Below are 17,307 nucleotides of genomic sequence, written 5' to 3'. Positions count from 1 at the left end.
GCCTAGACGATATGAAGTGAGGGGTGCGGGGCCCAGCCCCGTCCGGGACCGGCCATTATCGCCGGACGGTCCCGGCAGCGCCGGCTTGGTGTAATCCGTGCCCTCTGCGTGGTGGGCGGCGCTGCGGGGCCTGATCCCGGCGGTGATGTCCTTTACCCCGGACGGGGCCACGTGACGGCAAGAGGCCGGGGCCTTCTGTTTCACAGGGTCCGTGGGTTGCCATTAACGGCTCCCTTGGCCTGAGGGCTCGTCGGGGGGTGCAATGGTAGTGCCACATGTGAAGTTTGGGAGGTCCCGGCTATGTTTGAGCATACTTTCATTGGTCTGGATGTTCACGCGGCCAACGTCGTGGGACATGCGCTGAACCCGGCCACCGGAGAGATCAGTAACCACACCATGGCCGCTGACCCGGCGACGGTGCTGGAGTGGGTCCGCCGGTTCGAGCCGCCGGTCAAGGTCGTCTACGAGTCAGGTCCGACGGGATTCGTCCTGGCCCGCTACTTGCAGGCTGCCGGCATTAACTGCGTGATCGCGGCGTCCTCGAAACTGCTCCGCGCCCCCGGGGACCGGATCAAAACCGACCGGCGCGACGCCCGGGTGCTGGCCGAGATGCTCGCCGTCGGCTCGGTCACCGAGGTGCGCATCCCGGACCCGGAGGAAGAGGCCCTCAGAGACTTGTCCAGGCTGCGCTCGGGCACGGCCAGGGACCTCGCGCACACCCGTCAGCAAGTGAACGCGATCCTGCTGCGCCACGGCATCCGCTACCCCGGTGAGACCAGATGGACGCAGGAACACAGCCGGTGGCTGCACCGCCAGGACTTTGATGAACCGGCGCTGCAGTTCACCTATGAGTCCGATGTCGAGCAAGCGGAGCTGCTCGCCGGGCACCTCAAGAGGATTGACAAGCAGGTCGCCGCCACGGCCGCGGACTGCCGCTACACCCCGGTGATTGAGGCGTTGATGTGTCTGCGGGGCATCCAGATCACGACCGCGTTCGGGCTGGCCGTGGAGATTGGGGACTGGACGCGCTTCACCGGTTCATCCATCGGCTCCTACCTCGGGCTGGTGCCCAGTGAGAACTCTTCCGGACAGTCCCGGCACCAGGGCCCGATCACCAAAGCCGGCAACACCTATGCCCGTAAACTCCTGATCGAAGCTGCCTGGCAGCACCGGCGCCCTTATGCCCGGCCCGGGGAACGGCTCCTGCGCCAGCTCGACCACGTTGGCCCGGCAACCCGCATCCGCGCCCTGGAAGGAAACCACCGGCTCTACCACAAGTGGGACGTCTTCGATCAGCGCCACAAAATGTCCGTCAAGGCCAACACCGCGATCGCCCGCGAGCTCGCCGGCTGGTGCTGGTCCCTGGCCGCCCCGCTCCAGCAGGGAGAACGCATGACCGCGGCCTGACCCCGAACGTGCCCCCGGGACCTGATGCAAGTGCGGTGGCAGCAAATATCAGTCTGACACTGCCAGTCGAAAACGACTCGCCACCACTCAAAACGCCACAACCGGCCTGGCACACGATGAGCGGCCCCCGGGAACAAAACCCAGGAGCCGCTCATCCATGGCTATTGACAACCGGATCTACATATCAGTTGACTGCCGCTCTCCGGCGGCGCGTGCCTGTTGGCCTAGGCCGTGCAGCTGATGAGACTATGGGACGGTGAACGATGCAGATAACACCCAAGTCTCCGCTTCCCAGCCCCTGGACGAGCGCGTCAACAACCGCTCCCAGCGGCCCACTTCCGACGCCTTCAAGGCTTTCATGGCCAGTAACTGGGCGCCGTCCCAGCAGCAGCTCCCCGAACGGGACGCTGTCGCCGGCCACACCGCCGCCCGGCGCCGGGCCATTTCCGGCCAGTTCAAAGGTGAACGCCTGGTCATCCCCGCCGGCCCGCTGAAGGTCCGCTCGAACGACTGCGATTACCGCTTCCGCCCGCATTCGGCCTTCGCGCACCTCACCGGCCTGGGCCTGGACCATGAGCCGGATGCCGTCCTGATCCTCGAACCAGTGGCCGAGGGCACCGGCGACGACGGCGGCAACCACCGCGCGACGCTTTACTTCCGCCCGCTCGCAGGCCGGGATACCGAGCAGTTCTACGCCGACTCACGCTCCGGCGAGTTCTGGATCGGCGCCCGCCCCACCCTTGCTGAATTCCATGCCCGGCTCGGCCTCGAAACCGCGGACATCAGCGGGCTCGAAACGGCGATCACCAAGAACGTCGGCGCCCCCGAAATCGGCGGCATCTCCATCCGGCTGGTCCGCAAGGTCGACGAGAACATCGATGCGCTGGTGGACACCGCCCGGTACAACACCGCCAAAGACCCCGAAAACCTGGACCTCGGAGTCCTCGACGCCCTCGACGAAAAGCTCACCGAGGCACTTTCCGAGCTGCGCCTGCTCAAGGACGAGTGGGAAGTCGAGCAGATGAAGACCGCCGTCGCGGCGACCGTGCAGGGCTTCACCGAGGTCGTCAAAGCCCTCCCGCGGGCACTGACCCACCACCGCGGCGAGCGCGTCGTGGAAGGGGCATTCTTCGCCCGCGCCCGGGAGGAAGGCAACGAGCTCGGCTACGACACCATCGCCGCCTCAGGCAACAACGCCACCGTCCTGCACTGGACCCGGAACACCGGCAAGGTCACTGCCGGCGAACTCCTGCTCCTTGACGCCGGCGTCGAGGCGGACTCGCTGTACACGGCGGACATCACGCGCACCCTGCCCGCCAACGGGACGTTCTCGGACGTCCAGCGCAAGGTCTATGAGGCAGTGCTCGACGCCGCCGACGCCGGCTTTGCCGCAGCGCAGCCCGGCACCAGGTTCCGCGACATCCACACCGCCGCCACCACGGTGCTCGCGGAACGGCTCGCCGAGTGGGGCCTCCTGCCGGTCTCCGTCGAGGAAGCCATCAGCACCGAAGGCCAGCAGCACCGCCGCTGGATGCCGCACGGCACCAGCCACCACCTCGGCCTGGACGTCCACGACTGTGCCCAGGCCAAACGGGAACTGTACCTGGACGGCGTCCTGGTCCCGGGCATGGTGTTCACGATCGAACCTGGCCTGTACTTCAAGAACGAGGACCTTGGCATTCCCGAGGAATACCGCGGCATCGGAGTCCGCATCGAGGACGACATCCTCATGACGGCCCAGGGCCCGGTCAACCTCAGCGCCGCGCTGCCGCGCAAGGCGGACGACGTCGAGTCCTGGATGGCAGGGATCTACCAGGAAGCCGACGGCCAGACGCCGTAGCTCGTCCCAACAAGTTGACCCCCGCCGGATGGATCCGGCGGGGGTCAACTTGTTGGTGAGGGGATTGGCGGCCCGGAATCCGGGAGCTTACGGCTGGGTGCCGTCCTGAGGCTGGCGCTCGTCGCTGGCCGGCTGCGACTTCTGCACGTCGGATGCCCGGAGCCCGTACTGGGGCCTGCCGTCCGGAAGGTCGGGGTAGCTGACCCCGGACGTCCGTTGTCCGGGCTCAGCCGCCTGCACCGGCGCCGCCGCCTGGGCTCCCTGGCCCGGCTGGGGTGCGCCGTCATGCTGCCCGGCCGGCTGGTTGCCGGCCTCCGGCGTCCTCTGTCCGTAGGGATCATTCCAGCCCGCCGGCCGCTGCGGGGCATGCCCCTGCGGGCCGGGGTACTGCGGACCCTGCGGGGGCGTCTGCCCCCGGTAGTCGTGCTGCGGGTATCCTGCGGCACCCGCCGCGGACGCGTCACGCTGGGTCATCGGGAGCTGGTGGAGCAGGCGCCGCGCCTCGCCGGCGGCCTCGAAGGACACCACGACGTCGTAGTTCGTCGCCACCACCTGGCTCGTCGACGTGAAGTCACGCTTTCCGCGTTGCATCGCGTACGTGACAATGCCGAAGAGCATGAAGAACGCGGCCCCCATCAGCACCGAGGTCACAATCGAGAAGTAACCGCCGGTGGGCGAGAAGAACGACAGCATGACGCCGACGAACAGGCCGAACCACATGCCGCTCAGCGCGCCGGAGAGCGCCACACGGGGATAGGTGAGCCGTCCGGTCACCCGCTCCACCGTCTTAAGATCGTTGCCCACAATTGAGACCATCTGCACCGGGAACTGTTGGTCCGCCAGATAGTCCACCGCCTTCTGGGCATCCAAATAGGAGTAGTAGGAGCCGACAACGTCACCCTTGGGGACGGTGCGGGCCTCGTCCGGGCCGTTGGGGGCACCGGCTCTCGGAGCACCAAAAATGTTTGACATACGCCCATTCTCACCCATCAGGCTGGTGGGCGGCTGTAAATTCAGCTAAAAGAGAGCAGACTCGGTAGCCTGTACAGGTGAGCACAAATCTTTCGCGCGTGTTTGTTGCGCGACTCCTCGGACTGGATGTCTTCGACCCGCTGGGCGACCGCCTGGGCCGTTTGCGTGACGTCGTGGTGCTCTCCCGCGGCACCCGGGGCGCCCCGCACGTGGTAGGCATCGTCGTCGAGGTCCCCGGTAAGAAGCGTGTGTTCGTCCCGATGACCCGGATCACCTCGATCGACCAGACCCAGATCATCTGCACGGGCCTGGTGAACCTGCGCCGCTTTGAGCAGCGCGGGGCGGAGACCCTCGTCGTTGCCGAAATGTTCGACCGCCGGGTGACGCTTGCTGACGGCAGCGGCGATGCCACCATCGAGGACATCGCGATGGACAGGCACCGCTCCGGCGACTGGTTCGTCAGCAAGCTCTTCGTCCGCCGCGGCCATTCCCTCTCCCCGTTGAGCAGGCTGCGCCGCAACGAGACCATGATCATCGACTGGGCCGATGCCCAGCAGGGCGCCCGCACCGAGCCCCAGGCCGCCACCCAGTTCGTCGCCACGCACGAGGACCTCAAGCCGGCCGACTTCGCTGAAGCGCTCCAGGAAATGAGCGACAAACGCCGCTTTGAAGTCGCCAGCGAGCTTCAGGACGAACGGCTCGCCGACGTCCTCCAGGAGATGCCCGAAGGCGACCAGGTCGAGATCCTCTCCGCCCTCGACGTCAACCGTGCCGCGGACGTGCTGGAGGAAATGGACCCTGACGACGCCGCCGACCTCCTTGCCGAGCTCCCCAGCGCACAGGCCGAGGAACTGCTCCAGCTGATGGAACCCGAAGGCGCCGAAGACGTCCGCCGGCTACTCGAATACGACGAGGACACCGCAGGCGGCCTGATGACACCCGTCCCGGTCATCCTGCCGCCCGAAGCCACCGTCGCCGAGGCACTGGCCCATGTCCGCCGCGAGGAACTCTCCCCCGCGCTGGCATCGTCGATCTTCATCGCCCGGCCCCCGCTCGAAACGCCCACCGGACGGTTCCTGGGCGTCGTGCACATCCAGCAGCTGCTGCGTTTCCCGCCGCCGGAACCGCTGGGCAACCTCGTGGACAAGACTCTGGAGCCGGTCTCGGACCAGGCGCACATTAGTGAAGTGGCCCGCACGCTGGCCACCTACAACCTCAACTCGCTCCCCGTCGTCAACAGCGACGGACGGCTTGTGGGGGCGGTGACTGTTGATGACGTGCTGGATCACCTGTTGCCCGATGACTGGCGCGCCCACGAGGACGACGCCCCGATAAGGAAGCTTGGAGGCCGCGTTGGCTGATAACAGCACCCCCAAAACCTCCGGCGTCCGGCCGGGCAGCAGGACGACCGGCAAAGGCAGCCTCGACACCCCCCTGAGCGGGCGTGCGCGGATCCTGCCCAAGTTCTCCCCGAACCCGGACGCCTTCGGCCACGCCACCGAGGGCTTCGCCCGGTTCATGGGCACGCCGACGTTCCTGGTGTACATGACGATCTTCTGCGTCTTCTGGCTGCTCTGGAACACGTTCGCGCCGAAGGAGTGGCAATTCGACTCCCAGGCGCTCGGCTACACCCTGCTGACCCTGATGCTCTCGCTCCAGGCCTCCTACGCGGCCCCCCTGCTGCTGCTGGCCCAGAACAGGCAGGATGACCGGGACCGCGTCTCGCTCCAGCAGGACCGCCAGCGGGCCGAACGCAACCTCTCCGATACCGAATACCTCACGCGGGAACTCGCGTCCCTGCGGATCGCCCTGCGCGAGGTCGCCACCCGCGACTACGTCCGCGCAGAGCTGCGCAGTTTGCTGGAGGACATGCTGGAAGCGCAGGAGGAACTGCGCACCCATGATCCTTCCGCCGGCGTCCACGAGACCCCGCGGGACAAGGTCAAGGAAAAGATGAAGGAGCGGCGCGACAAGCAGCGCAGCCCGCGGACGCAGCAAATCCCGCGCGTCAAATCCGGCAGCAAGCGGGAGGCCCCGCCAGCGGACGCCAAAGAGAACCCGCCCGGGCCCCCTGCCGACCCCGCCCGTCTGCCCGCGCACCGCACCTTCCCCGAGAGCTGAGCATTCATCGCATGAGCACCCCGCTGGACCGCGCTTCCCTGGAAGGGGCCGTGCACGCGGCACTTGCCACCGTGATCGACCCTGAGCTCCGCCGGCCGATCGTGGAGCTGGGCATGGTCGAGTCGGTGGAGGTTTCCGACGCCGGCAGGGTCCGGATCACCGTGCTCCTGACCATTGCGGGCTGCCCCCTGCGGGGCACCATCACCCGCGACTGCGAGGCCGCCCTCGCCGCCGTGCCGGGCGTCACCGCCGTCGACGTCGAACTGTTGGTCATGACGCAGGAACAGCGGGACGCCCTCAAGGAGCAGCTGCGCGGCGCCGGCGGGCAGCGCGGAATCCCCTTCAACGAGCCCGGCTCGCTGACGAAAGTGTATGCCGTGGCGAGCGGGAAAGGCGGCGTGGGCAAATCGTCCGTGACCGTGAACCTGGCCTGCGCCCTGGCCGCGCAGGGGCTGCGCGTCGGGATCGTGGACGCCGACGTCTATGGCTTCTCCGTCCCGGCACTGATGGGCATCACCCAGGCACCCACCCGGGTGGACGACATGATCCTCCCGCCCGTGGCCTTCGGGGTCAAGGTCATCTCCATCGGCATGTTCGTCACCGGAAACCAGCCCGTGGCCTGGCGCGGCCCGATGCTTCACCGGGCTCTGGAGCAGTTCCTCACGGACGTGTATTTCGGCGACCTGGATGCCCTCTTCCTTGACCTGCCCCCGGGGACCGGGGACATCGCCATCTCGGTGGCCCAGCTCCTGCCGAAGGCTCAGATCCTGGTCGTAACCACCCCGCAGGCGGCCGCCGCGGATGTGGCCGAGCGCGCCGGGACCATCGCCACCCAGACAGGCCAGACCCTGGCCGGCGTCGTGGAGAACATGTCCTACCTGGAGCTGCCCGACGGCGGCCGGCTGGAGCTGTTCGGCAGCGGTGGCGGCGCCGTGCTCGCCGCGCGCCTCTCGGCAGCAGTAGGGGCCGATGTCCCCCTGCTCGGTCAGATCCCGCTGGATATCCTGTTGCGGGAGGGCGGGGACGCCGGGATGCCGCTGGTGCTGGACCGTCCGGAGACGCCGGCAGCCAAGGCCCTGGCTGGGATCGCGGGGAAACTCGCGTCGGTCCCCCGCGGACTGAAAGGCATCTCACTCGGGCTGCAGCCGCGCTGACTCAAGACGGTGATGGTCCGGTGGTCCGGTCCGCCAGGTCCCCGGGCCTAGGTGGCCTCTGAGTCGAAGGGCGCCGGCTCGCCGTCCGGCAGGCGTTCGACCACACGGGCAGGGCGCTGGTCGGCCGCAGCCGCCGTGGCGGGCACCGCTGCCGGAGCCCCGGCACTCATCGGTTTCGTGTCGTCCTCGAGCAGCGCTTCCTTGATGATCCTGCGCGGATCGTATTGCCGGGGATCGTACTTCTTCCAGTCGACATCATCGATGTCGATGCCGACTTCTTCCTTGATCTGTTCGCGCGCACCGGACGCCATCCGGCGGACTTCCTTGACGATGTTGGCAAGTTTCTGCGTGTATTCGGGCAGCCTGCTGGGACCGATCACCAGAAGGCCGATGATCAGCAGAAGAATGAACTCCGGTCCGTTGATTCCAAGCACTTTAGGAAGATTACCCTCTCGGTCGGGCCGGCGACGATTCGCGCAGCTCCAGGCGCCGGCCCTCCGCCGGGGACCGGTCCGTCATGGGGCCAGCATCCCCAGGAGCCTGCCAAGTCCGCGTTCCATTCGCTCCGGCACTCCGCCCGGCGCCGGCGCGTCCCCGGCGGTGCCGGCGCGGGACCTGATGAGGGCAGCCACGCCGTCGCCGGCCTGCGTGGCCGGCTGATCCGACACGTAAGTGAAGGTGACCGTGGCGGTCTGGTAGATGGCCCGGTAGGGCGCTGCCGTGTTGACCCAGAGGCTGCCGCCGGCCCGTTCCGCGACGCGGCCAGGACCGTCCGGTCCCGCCACGGTGAAACCGTCAGCCGCAGCGGTGTGCCCCGTGAGGATGTTGACAGGCGGCCCGCCGGGCGGCCGGCCGGAGCCCGGCAGCCCGTTGACAGCGGAGGACGGCGTGGCCCCCTGCTGGGCCGGCTGCCGGGCCGGGGGACGCTGCGGGAGCAGGGCACCGTGCTGTTCGAGGACGGTGGCGAAGTGCCGGCCGTCGGTGAGGCGCAGCTCCAGGACGTCCTCACCGGACACGACGCCGCTGCGGGCCCAGATCATGTGGAAGCCAAGCTCCCGCAGCTCGGGGCACGTCCAGCCCTGGGAACGGAGCGTCGCGAGCTGGCCGGTGGTGAGCGCCCCTGCGGGCGCCAGGTCCGGCTCGCCGCTGAGGCTTAGGCCGATCCCTGCCCCGGGTCCGGCTTCCCCGGGGAGGCTGGCCTTCCTGGCGTCCCCTGCTGCCGGCGATCCACCGGAGACCAGCGCTGCGGGCGCGTCCTGCTGTGTGAAGCTGGAAAAGGCCGGTGTCTCCGTGCCGCCCGCGGCAGGCGAGGGATCACCGCCCATCAGGTAGGCGGTGCCGGCCATGAGGGCCAGTGCGGCCGCGGCCCCGCCGGCCAAGAGGGCGGCGGAGACGCGATCGTCAGGGGGATTCCCCCGGTCCAGAGCCGCAGGTTCCCGGGCTTGCCGCTCGGCTGCCAATTGCTGTGTCCGTGCCAGCAAACGCGCCGTCAGGTCATCACTTGCTTCGGGGACGACCGCCTCGCGCAGGCGCTCCAAATACTGGCGTTCGCGCTGCTGTTGCGCGCGGCACTGGGCACACGACTCAAGATGGCCGTGGTCGCCCCCGGTCCGCCGCCGGCCCGGGAAGATCCCACCTGCAATGCGGCCCCGCCGCGTCCGTCCGCACCGCGCCCCGCCCAGCAGGCGTTTGAACAGGCCCATCGCCTTTTTCAGAGGAGGCCGGCGATGCGCGGTATCTTCAGCCGCGGCTTGAGCGATTGCTTCGAGGATGGCTTCGGCCGCGGATCCCGGTGCGCAAGCTTCTCCCGGAGCATCGTCCGGCCGCGGTGGATCCGCGACCTCACGGTTCCAAGCTTGATGCCCAGCGCGACAGCCACCTCATCGTAGGACAGGCCTTCGAGATCGCAGAGCACGACGGCGGCGCGGAAGTCCGGCGGCAGATCCTCCAAGGCAGCCTGCACATCGATGTCCAGGTTGTTGAATTCGAAACTTTGCTCAGGGCCGGGCTCGCGTCCGGGAAGCCGCGACTCGGCATCCTCGGCGAGCGCATCGAAGCGGATACGGCTCTTCCGCCGTGCCTGGTCCAGGAACAGGTTCGTGGTGATCCTGTGCAGCCAGCCGTCCAGTGTGCCGGGCTTGAAATTCTCCAGCGAGCGGAAGACCCGGACGAAGACCTCCTGGGTCAGGTCCTCGGCGTCGTATTTGTTACCGGTCAGCCGGTACGCAAGGCGGTAAACCTTGGCGGAGTGGTTGGTCACCACTTCTTCCCACGTCGGCCGCACCCATTCGGCTTCCGCCGCGGCCTGGGTCTCTTCAGTTGACGGGACATCTGCCAGTACCGACATCGTCCGCTCCCCTCGTGGATGGTACTTACGCCTGGACGGCGCCTGCTGAAACAGGCCCCGCACCCTTGATTCGACGCCGATCACCACGCGGATGAGCGGACTCCCATCATTTCAAAACAAGCTGTGAATTTCCTGACCCGGGATGCCCATTCCGCCGACGGCGCAACCGTCCCGGACCAGCCGCGCACCGGCCCGCCGTCGGGGCACGATCCGTTGGCTGGGCCACGGCTGCGCCGCCTCCCGGCCCGGCCGCGCCGGACACAGTACGCTGTAAGGAACACTCCCCTGCCGCCCAGAAAGCGATACCCATGAGCGCCGACAAGTCCACGAGCTGGTCCTACGCAGAAGATCTGCCTGCCGAGGATGAGGTCCTGTTGCACGCGCGTGAACGCTCCTTCGAACTTGGCGTGACGCCGATCGGCCCTGGCGTTGGGGCGGTGCTCACCGTCCTGGCCACCGCGTCCAAAGCGCAGACGGCTGTGGAGATCGGAACCGGAGCCGGCGTGTCGGGCGTGTGCATCCTGCGAGGGCTGGGCCCGCAGGCCGTCCTCACGACGATCGACGTCGACGTCGAACACCTGAAGGCCGCACGTGAAGCGTTCCAGGAAGCCGGCAGCCCGGCCAACCGTACACGCACCATCTCCGGCCGGGCAGGCGATGTCCTCCCCCGACTGACCGACGGGGCGTACGATCTCGTTTTCATCGACGCCGACAAGCCGAACTACCCCAGCTACGTCGAACAGGCCATCCGGCTGCTCAAATCCGGCGGTCTGCTGGTCCTCAACGATGCTCTGGACAAGGACCGCGTGGCCAATCCGGCAGCACGGGAAACCACTACCGCTGTGCTGCGCCAGGTGGGCAAGTCCATCCGCGACGACGAGCGCCTCGCGTCAGCCATGCTGCCCACCGGTGACGGGCTGCTGATCGCGGTCAAGAAGTAGGCAACGACAGCCGGACATCCAAAAAGGGGCGGGTCCCGCAGCCACTGGCTGCGGGACCCGCCCCTTTGCGAAGCTCTTTTAGCGCGAGACCACTTCGGTGACGCCGACAAGGCATTCCTTCAGGTTTGCCGCTTCTGCGGCGTTAAGCTCGACCACGAGCCGCCCCCCGCCTTCGAGCGGGACGCGCATAATCAGGCTGCGTCCCTCTTTCGTCACTTCCATAGGGCCGTCGCCGGTGCGTGGTTTCATAGCCGCCATAAGGAATATCCCCTCCATTAGTCCCGTGACTTACCAGCCCGGCCGGGCTGCGTCCGCTTGGTCAAACAAGCTGCCCGGCGGCCGCCGGGACGGCGCCGTAGCTTTAAACTCAGTTTGCTTCTTGTCCTTGCTTATCGTCTATTATCGCGTAACAAGCCCCCCGGAGCTAATCGTTGGACTTTCCCGCGCGCCCTGGAAAACCGGGCCGGCGCCCGGTAAAGGTGTTGCGGGTCACGGCGGATAGTCCCCGCCGCCCGGCAGCGGCGCCCACGCCCACAGCCACACGATCCAGACGATCTGAAGCAGCACGAACATGATGACCACCGTGCCGCGGTACGCGCGGGACCGTGAGAGGCAGGCCGCGCTGAGGGCGAGCGGAAACAACGGCAGCAGCATCCGGAATGTGCTTGTCTGGGGGTACAGGAACACCAGGAGATAGCCCATGTAGCAGCTGCACCACAGCCTCAGCTCGGTCCCCAGCGCCACCACGGGCCGGGACATCATCAACAGCATGAATGCAGCGACGACCGCAAAGGGTGCCAGGACTCCGAGAGCCGGTCCGAAGAGGAGGATTCCGGCGTCAAACCACGGTTTGAAGGGCACGAGGTCGTGACCCCGCCAGACGGCTTCGGTCTTGGTGTACGCCGCCATATCGCCGGTGACGGCCCACGCGATGGCTGGCCATACCAGGGCCCCGATGCCGCTCGCCACAGTGAGCCCGGCCAGGGACCAGAGCTGCGAACGGGTGTGGGCGTCCCCTCGGCGGCGGTCCGCCGCGTAGCGCTCCCACAGGCGGAAGAGCAGAAGCAGCCCGGCCATGGCCGCGAAGGGAACCCCCGTGGGCCGTGACAGGCCCATCAGCAGCGCCGCCGGCACGGCCCACAGATACCGGCGCCGCAGCACGAACAAGAGTGCGGTGCCGAGCAGCAGGAGATTCAGGGACTCCGCATACGGCACCTGCAGCACCGGCGCGACGGGGAAGGACGAAAACATCACGGTCCCCCACAACGCTGTGCGGTGGCTGGCCTTGTGCCGGAAGATGCGGTAGGCCACCAGGGCGGCGCCGAGCCCGGAAGCCATGGCGATCACCGTCAACGACCACGCCGGGGCCATCCCGGTCAGCCCCGTCAGCACCCTTCCCAGCACGGGAAACAGCGGGTAGAAGGCCCAGGCGTTCTCCCGGACGTTCCCGGCCCCGTCGGTGGGCAGAATGTCCGGATAGCCGTTCTGCAGGGCTTCGCCGTACCAGCGGGCGTCCCAGATGTTGATGAAATTCCAGTAGTCGGGTTGGGCGGGAAACCACGGGTTCACGCCCTGATGCAGCGCCGCGGCCGCGAAAATGCAGGCACTGACGAACCGGGCCGCGACGTAGAGCCCTCCCGCCTGCGCCCACCACGGCCACCGCGCCATCCTGGCGCCAAACGCTGCCAGGCGGCTCCAAGCCGCCGCGTTGAGCCCCCGCGGCGGGCGGGCCTCAAACGCTCCCGGGACGGTTCCTGGGTCGTTCAGGTTGTCCAGGTCGTTCAAGGATGCTGCTCCGGCTGCGGGGCCAGGCGCTCCACTTCCTTCCCGAGGTCCTCGATCCTGCGGTCCTTGGCGGCGATCTGGTCCCGCAACTCATCAAGCACCTGGTCCACCTGGTCCATGCGGTAGCCGCGCAGTCCAACGGCGAAGCGGAGCTGGTCAATGTCCGACGGTTCGGCGTCGGCGGGCAGGAGGACGGGAGGCAGGGAGGCGACCGGCTCGTCGAAGCCGTCCTCGAAGGGCTGGCTGCCGTCCCGGCGCCGGCCCCGGCGGAGGATTTTCGACGCCGGGCCGGTGCCGAGAAGGACGGCGCCGCCAATCAGCACAATCGCAAGGAAGACCAGGAAGAGACTCACCAGTCCATCGTGCCAGACGACGGCGGCCCGGCGGATCAGGCCCGCGCGCTGTTGCCGTTTCCGTTGGTGGTGCCGCCGTTGGGGTTGCGGTGCCGGGCGGCGCCCTCTACGACAAGCTCCACGGCCTGCGCCGGATCATCCACGAGCTGGACCAGATCGAGGTCCTCCGCCGACATCATCCCCTCCGCCACCAGCGTGCTGCGGATCCAGTCGAGCATGGGACTCCAGAAGACCGTTCCGAGCAGCACGATCGGGAAGGACGTCACCTTGCGCGTCTGGACCAGGACCATTGCTTCGAAGAGCTCGTCAAGGGTTCCGAGGCCGCCGGGAAGGACGATGAAGCCCTGGGCGTACTTCACGAACATGGTCTTGCGGGCGAAGAAGTAGCGGAAGTTGATGCCCAGGTCCACCCACTGGTTCATGCCCTGCTCAAAGGGCAGTTCGATTCCCAGGCCCACGGATACGCCGTTTCCCTGGACGGCGCCCTTGTTGGCGGCTTCCATCGACCCCGGTCCGCCGCCGGTGATGACGGCAAGGCCGGCTTCAGCCAGCTTGCGGCCCACCTCGACGCCGAGATCGTAGTAGGCGCTGCCGGGCACGGTGCGGGCGGAGCCGAACACGCTGACCGCCGGGCCGAGGTCGGCGAGAGCGCCGAAGCCTTCCACGAACTCACTCTGGATCCTCAGGACGCGCCATGGGTCGGTGTGGACAAACTGGCCCGGGCCCTTCGTGTCAAGCAGGGTCTGGTCGGACATGGTGACTTTGGCCTGCTTGCGCCGCAGCTCCAAAGGGCCTTTGTGGCGTATCCCGTTGGGCGGCGACGTGTCCCGGGTTTCGCGGGGGGGCTTGCCGGCGGGGTCCGGCTCTGGGCTGCGCTGCGGATCGGTACTCATGCCCATAGGCTAGCGCGGAACCCGGCCCCGGCCGGTCCGGCGCGGCGGGCCCGTCCGGATGCGGCGTGCGCCCCGCGGCAGGCATGGCGCCGCCGCAGGAACAGCCTGACCTGCAGGTATCTCTTGAATCACGATCTGCACGAATCCCCGTGATAGCGGTCATATACGGCTAATGTTCGCTAGATTCTTCTTATGACTACTCAAGTGCCCGGCGATGCGCTCGTCTCCCTGAATGCCGTCAATAAGCATTACGGCCAGCTGCACGTCCTGAAGGACATCAACCTTAACGTCCGCAAGGGCGAGGTTGTCGTTGTCATCGGCCCGTCGGGTTCCGGCAAGTCAACCTTGTGCCGCGCCATCAACCGGCTCGAGACTATCGACGACGGCGTGATCCGCATCGACGGCAAGGAACTGCCCAAGGAAGGCAAGGAACTTGCCAAGCTGCGGGCCGACGTCGGGATGGTCTTCCAGTCGTTCAACCTCTTTGCCCACAAGACGATCCTCGAGAACGTCACGCTCGGCCCCGTGAAGGTCAAGGGTGTCTCCAAGGCAGATGCCGACCGGGATGCCATGGCCCTGCTGGAGCGGGTCGGCGTCGGCCACCAGGCCCCGAAGCTGCCGGCGCAGCTCTCCGGCGGCCAGCAGCAGCGCGTCGCGATTGCCCGAGCCCTGGCGATGAAGCCCAAGGTCATGCTGTTCGACGAACCGACGTCGGCCCTCGACCCGGAAATGATCAACGAAGTCCTGGACGTCATGGTCCAGCTCGCCAAGGAAGGCATGACCATGATCGTGGTCACGCACGAGATGGGCTTCGCCCGCAAGGCCGCGGACCGCGTGGTGTTCATGGCCGACGGCCAGATCGTCGAGGACGCCAGCCCCGAGGAATTTTTCACGAACCCCAAGAGCAGCCGGGCGAAGGACTTCCTGTCCAAGCTGCTGACGCACTAGAAGTACAAAGCATTCTCCGGCCGCCGCGCGGCGGCCGCCCAATGAAAGGTACCTGATGAAAAAATTCTTTACCCGGAAAAGGCCGATGCTGGTCGCAGCAACCGCGGCGCTGGCTCTTTCCCTCAGCGCCTGCGGCGGAACCGGCGGCGGCGCCTCCCCGACCAGCACGGAGCAGGCGCCGTACAAGGTCGCCGACAACGTCTCGATTTCCGGCAGCCCCACCTTCGACGCCATCAAATCCAGCGGCAAGGTACGGATCGGCGTCAAGCAGGACCAGCCCGGCCTTGGTTTCAAGGACGCGGCCACCGGCGAATACACCGGGTTCGACATCGAAATCGCCAAATGGATCGCTGCGTCCCTTGGCATCAGCAAGGACAAGATCGAGTTCAAGCCGATCCCGTCCGCCAACCGCGAGTCGGCGATCACCAACGGTGACATCGACTACTACGTCGGCACCTACTCCATCACCGACAAGCGCAAGCAGCTCATCGACTTCGCCGGCCCCTACTTCGTCACCGGGCAGGGCCTGCTGGTGAAGAAGGACAACTCCACGATCAACAGCGAAAAGGACCTGTCGGGCAAGAACGTCTGCTCGGCCACCGGCTCCACGCCCATCCAGAACATCAAGGCCAACTTCCCGGGCACGAAGACCACCGAGTTCGATACCTACTCGCAGTGTGTCGAGGCCCTGAAGAGCGGACAGGTCGACGCCGTCACCACCGACCAGGCCATCCTGCTCGGCTACGCCGCCCAGGAGCCGGACAGCCTGAAGGTTGTCGGCCAGCCGTTCACCGTTGAGAAGTATGGTGTCGGCCTGAAGAAGGGCGACACGGCGCTGCGCCAGTTCGTCAACAAGACGTTCACCGACGGCGGCACCGTGTGGCAGAAGCTCTACGACCAGACCCTGGGCCAGTCGGGCACCAAGGTCCAGCAGCCCGCAGTAGAGAACTACTAAACCGACGCTGAGGGGGCGGCCGCAGTGCCGCCCCCTCAACACCTGCTGAAAGCGACGATTCTGTGAATACGCTGCTGAACAATTCGGACCTTTTCGTGACGGGGTTCCGGAACACGCTCATACTCTTCTTCATCTCCGCGATCTTTGCGCTCATCCTCGGCACCGTCGTCGCCACCCTGCGCGTCTCGCCCGTTCCCGCCATGCGCGCGGCGGCAACGCTGTACGTCAATGTGGTGCGCAATACGCCGCTGACCCTGGTGCTCTTCTTCTTCGCCCTCGGCTATCCGAAGCTCGGGCTGGTACCCATCGACTTCATGACGGCGGCCATCATCGGCCTGAGCCTCTACACCGCAACCTACGTGGCAGAGGCTGTCCGGTCCGGCATCAACACCGTCCCAGTGGGGCAGGCCGAAGCCGCCCGCGCCATCGGCCTGCCGTTCACGCAGACGCTGACCCTCGTCATCCTGCCCCAGGCCTTCCGCGCCGTGATCCCGCCGATGTTCAGCGTGTTCATCGCCCTGCTCAAGAACACGACGGTTGCAGCAGGTTTCTCCGTTTTCGAGGCCGGAGCCATCCGGGCAAACCTCTCCGAGCGCGGCGAGCCGGCACTGACCGGGCTCCTGTGGATCGCGCTCGTTTTCATCGTCCTCGTACTCATCCTTTCCGCACTGCAGCGAAAGCTTGAACAGAAGTGGAAGGTTGCCCGATGAGTTCCGTTCTTTTCGACGCTCCCGGGCCCAAAGCCCGTTCACGGTACCGCATCCTGGGGGTCGTCACTGCCCTCGTGATCCTGCTGATCGTCGGCTTCGTCGTTTTGCGGTTCGCCCAGAGCGGCCAGTTCGAGGCCAAGAAGTGGCAGCTGTTCACATTCCCCCTGGTCCAGCAGACCATCGCCCAGTCCGTCGGAGCCACCCTGGCCGCGTTCGGCACCGCAGCCGTCCTCAGCCTGGTGCTGGGCGTCTTCCTGGCGTTCGGGCGCCTTTCGGACCGCCGCTGGATCAGCCTCCCGTGCTACGGCTTCACGGAGCTTTTCCGGGCAGTACCGCTGCTGATCCTGATGATGATCTTCTACTACGGCCTGCCGACCGTGGGCGTCCAGGGGATCACGCCGTTCACCGCCGTCGTCGCCGGACTGGTGCTCTACAACGGGTCCGTCCTGGCCGAGGTCTTCCGGGCCGGCATCGAATCCCTGCCGCGAGGCCAGAGCGAGGCCGGCTATGCCATCGGGTTGTCCAAGAGCACTGTCATGACCAGCATCCTGCTCCCGCAGGCCGTCCGCTCCATGCTCCCGGTGATCATCTCCCAGCTCGTGGTGATCCTGAAGGACACCGCGCTGGGGTTCATTGTGACCTACAACGAGATCCTCTTCCAGGCGAAATACTTCGGCAGCCAGATACAGTACGGTTCCCCGATCATCCCGGCGGCGATCGTCGCCGGAGTCCTGTACGTCGGCATGTGCCTGATCCTGGCCGCGATCGCCAAATGGCTGGAGCGGCGGCTTTCCCGCAAGCCGGGCGCCGCCATCATCCCGGCGGCCAGCGTCCCGGCAGAGGTGTAGCTTCCCGCAGGCAACTCAGCGTCCCGCAGGCAG

Annotated in this window: 18 protein-coding genes; 10 read left to right on the top strand and 8 right to left on the bottom strand. The window is 66.9% G+C overall.

Annotated elements, in window-relative coordinates; all coding sequences use genetic code 11:
- Window positions 1-300: 300 nt before the first annotated feature.
- Together AC1DES_RS03125 and AC1DES_RS03120 are read left to right on the top strand one after the other, a co-directional pair.
- Window positions 301-1,407 (top strand): IS110 family RNA-guided transposase, encoded by a 1,107-nt coding sequence (locus tag AC1DES_RS03125; RefSeq protein ID WP_476894195.1) that lies wholly within the window; start codon window positions 301-303, stop codon window positions 1,405-1,407.
- Window positions 1,408-1,663: 256 nt separating this feature from the next.
- A complete protein-coding gene (locus AC1DES_RS03120) occupies window positions 1,664-3,247 on the top strand; it encodes an aminopeptidase P family protein (RefSeq protein ID WP_476894194.1) in 1,584 nt (527 codons plus the stop codon).
- An 87-nt stretch (window positions 3,248-3,334) separates the two neighbouring features.
- Here AC1DES_RS03120 and AC1DES_RS03115 read toward each other — a convergent pair whose 3' ends face one another.
- On the bottom strand, window positions 3,335-4,219 hold the full coding sequence (locus tag AC1DES_RS03115) for a YflT domain-containing protein (protein WP_476894193.1): 885 nt from the start codon (window positions 4,217-4,219) through the stop codon (window positions 3,335-3,337).
- A gap of 77 nt (window positions 4,220-4,296) precedes the next feature.
- On the opposite strand from AC1DES_RS03115, the gene AC1DES_RS03110 reads away from it, so the two are divergent.
- From AC1DES_RS03110 to AC1DES_RS03100, 3 genes are read left to right on the top strand one after another with little or no spacing between them, the layout of a single operon-like run.
- Complete coding sequence (locus AC1DES_RS03110) at window positions 4,297-5,580, top strand: magnesium transporter MgtE N-terminal domain-containing protein (protein ID WP_476894192.1); 1,284 nt, start codon at window positions 4,297-4,299, stop codon at window positions 5,578-5,580.
- Window positions 5,561-6,340: a DUF1003 domain-containing protein gene (locus AC1DES_RS03105; protein ID WP_476894191.1), complete on the top strand. Its 780-nt coding sequence runs from the start codon at window positions 5,561-5,563 to the stop codon at window positions 6,338-6,340. The genes AC1DES_RS03110 and AC1DES_RS03105 overlap by 20 nt, the downstream gene beginning before the upstream one ends.
- Before the next feature lie 11 nt (window positions 6,341-6,351).
- On the top strand, window positions 6,352-7,494 hold the full coding sequence (locus tag AC1DES_RS03100; RefSeq protein ID WP_476894190.1) for an Mrp/NBP35 family ATP-binding protein: 1,143 nt from the start codon (window positions 6,352-6,354) through the stop codon (window positions 7,492-7,494).
- A 47-nt stretch (window positions 7,495-7,541) separates the two neighbouring features.
- Here AC1DES_RS03100 and AC1DES_RS03095 read toward each other — a convergent pair whose 3' ends face one another.
- The 3 genes from AC1DES_RS03095 to sigE all read right to left on the bottom strand — a co-directional run bounded on the left by AC1DES_RS03095 (window position 7,542) and on the right by sigE (window position 9,841).
- A complete protein-coding gene (locus AC1DES_RS03095; RefSeq protein ID WP_476894189.1) occupies window positions 7,542-7,928 on the bottom strand; it encodes a twin-arginine translocase TatA/TatE family subunit in 387 nt (128 codons plus the stop codon).
- Window positions 7,929-8,009: 81 nt separating this feature from the next.
- Window positions 8,010-8,954, bottom strand: coding sequence for a hypothetical protein (locus AC1DES_RS03090; RefSeq protein ID WP_476894188.1), 945 nt, complete (start codon window positions 8,952-8,954; stop codon window positions 8,010-8,012).
- 251 nt (window positions 8,955-9,205) lie between these two features.
- On the bottom strand, window positions 9,206-9,841 hold the full coding sequence (gene sigE / locus AC1DES_RS03085; RefSeq protein ID WP_476894187.1) for an RNA polymerase sigma factor SigE: 636 nt from the start codon (window positions 9,839-9,841) through the stop codon (window positions 9,206-9,208).
- A gap of 308 nt (window positions 9,842-10,149) precedes the next feature.
- On the opposite strand from sigE, the gene AC1DES_RS03080 reads away from it, so the two are divergent.
- Window positions 10,150-10,782 (top strand): O-methyltransferase, encoded by a 633-nt coding sequence (locus tag AC1DES_RS03080; protein WP_476894186.1) that lies wholly within the window; start codon window positions 10,150-10,152, stop codon window positions 10,780-10,782.
- A gap of 78 nt (window positions 10,783-10,860) precedes the next feature.
- Here AC1DES_RS03080 and AC1DES_RS03075 read toward each other — a convergent pair whose 3' ends face one another.
- The 4 genes from AC1DES_RS03075 to AC1DES_RS03060 form a co-directional block, all read right to left on the bottom strand.
- A complete protein-coding gene (locus AC1DES_RS03075) occupies window positions 10,861-11,040 on the bottom strand; it encodes a DUF3117 domain-containing protein (RefSeq protein WP_476894185.1) in 180 nt (59 codons plus the stop codon).
- Window positions 11,041-11,271: 231 nt separating this feature from the next.
- Window positions 11,272-12,450 (bottom strand): hypothetical protein, encoded by a 1,179-nt coding sequence (locus tag AC1DES_RS03070; protein ID WP_476894226.1) that lies wholly within the window; start codon window positions 12,448-12,450, stop codon window positions 11,272-11,274.
- Between the two features lie 113 nt (window positions 12,451-12,563).
- A complete protein-coding gene (locus tag AC1DES_RS03065; protein WP_476894184.1) occupies window positions 12,564-12,920 on the bottom strand; it encodes a DivIVA domain-containing protein in 357 nt (118 codons plus the stop codon).
- 35 nt (window positions 12,921-12,955) lie between these two features.
- The gene (locus AC1DES_RS03060; RefSeq protein WP_476894183.1) at window positions 12,956-13,819 is read right to left on the bottom strand and encodes an LOG family protein; all 864 of its coding nucleotides are present in this window, start codon (window positions 13,817-13,819) and stop codon (window positions 12,956-12,958) included.
- A 186-nt stretch (window positions 13,820-14,005) separates the two neighbouring features.
- On the opposite strand from AC1DES_RS03060, the gene AC1DES_RS03055 reads away from it, so the two are divergent.
- The 4 genes from AC1DES_RS03055 (at window position 14,006) to AC1DES_RS03040 (ending at window position 17,274) form a co-directional block, all read left to right on the top strand.
- The gene (locus AC1DES_RS03055) at window positions 14,006-14,761 is read left to right on the top strand and encodes an amino acid ABC transporter ATP-binding protein (RefSeq protein WP_476894182.1); all 756 of its coding nucleotides are present in this window, start codon (window positions 14,006-14,008) and stop codon (window positions 14,759-14,761) included.
- 85 nt (window positions 14,762-14,846) lie between these two features.
- Window positions 14,847-15,716: a glutamate ABC transporter substrate-binding protein gene (locus tag AC1DES_RS03050; protein ID WP_476894181.1), complete on the top strand. Its 870-nt coding sequence runs from the start codon at window positions 14,847-14,849 to the stop codon at window positions 15,714-15,716.
- Window positions 15,717-15,778: 62 nt separating this feature from the next.
- The gene (locus AC1DES_RS03045) at window positions 15,779-16,426 is read left to right on the top strand and encodes an amino acid ABC transporter permease (RefSeq protein WP_476894180.1); all 648 of its coding nucleotides are present in this window, start codon (window positions 15,779-15,781) and stop codon (window positions 16,424-16,426) included.
- On the top strand, window positions 16,423-17,274 hold the full coding sequence (locus AC1DES_RS03040) for an amino acid ABC transporter permease (RefSeq protein ID WP_476894179.1): 852 nt from the start codon (window positions 16,423-16,425) through the stop codon (window positions 17,272-17,274). Before AC1DES_RS03045 ends, AC1DES_RS03040 begins: the two co-directional genes overlap by 4 nt.
- Window positions 17,275-17,307 lie beyond the last annotated feature (33 nt).

This window comes from Arthrobacter sp. 05T442, assembly GCF_056395945.1.
Note: the sequence above shows the minus strand (reverse complement) of the source record. Positions and strands in the feature narration are given on the sequence as shown.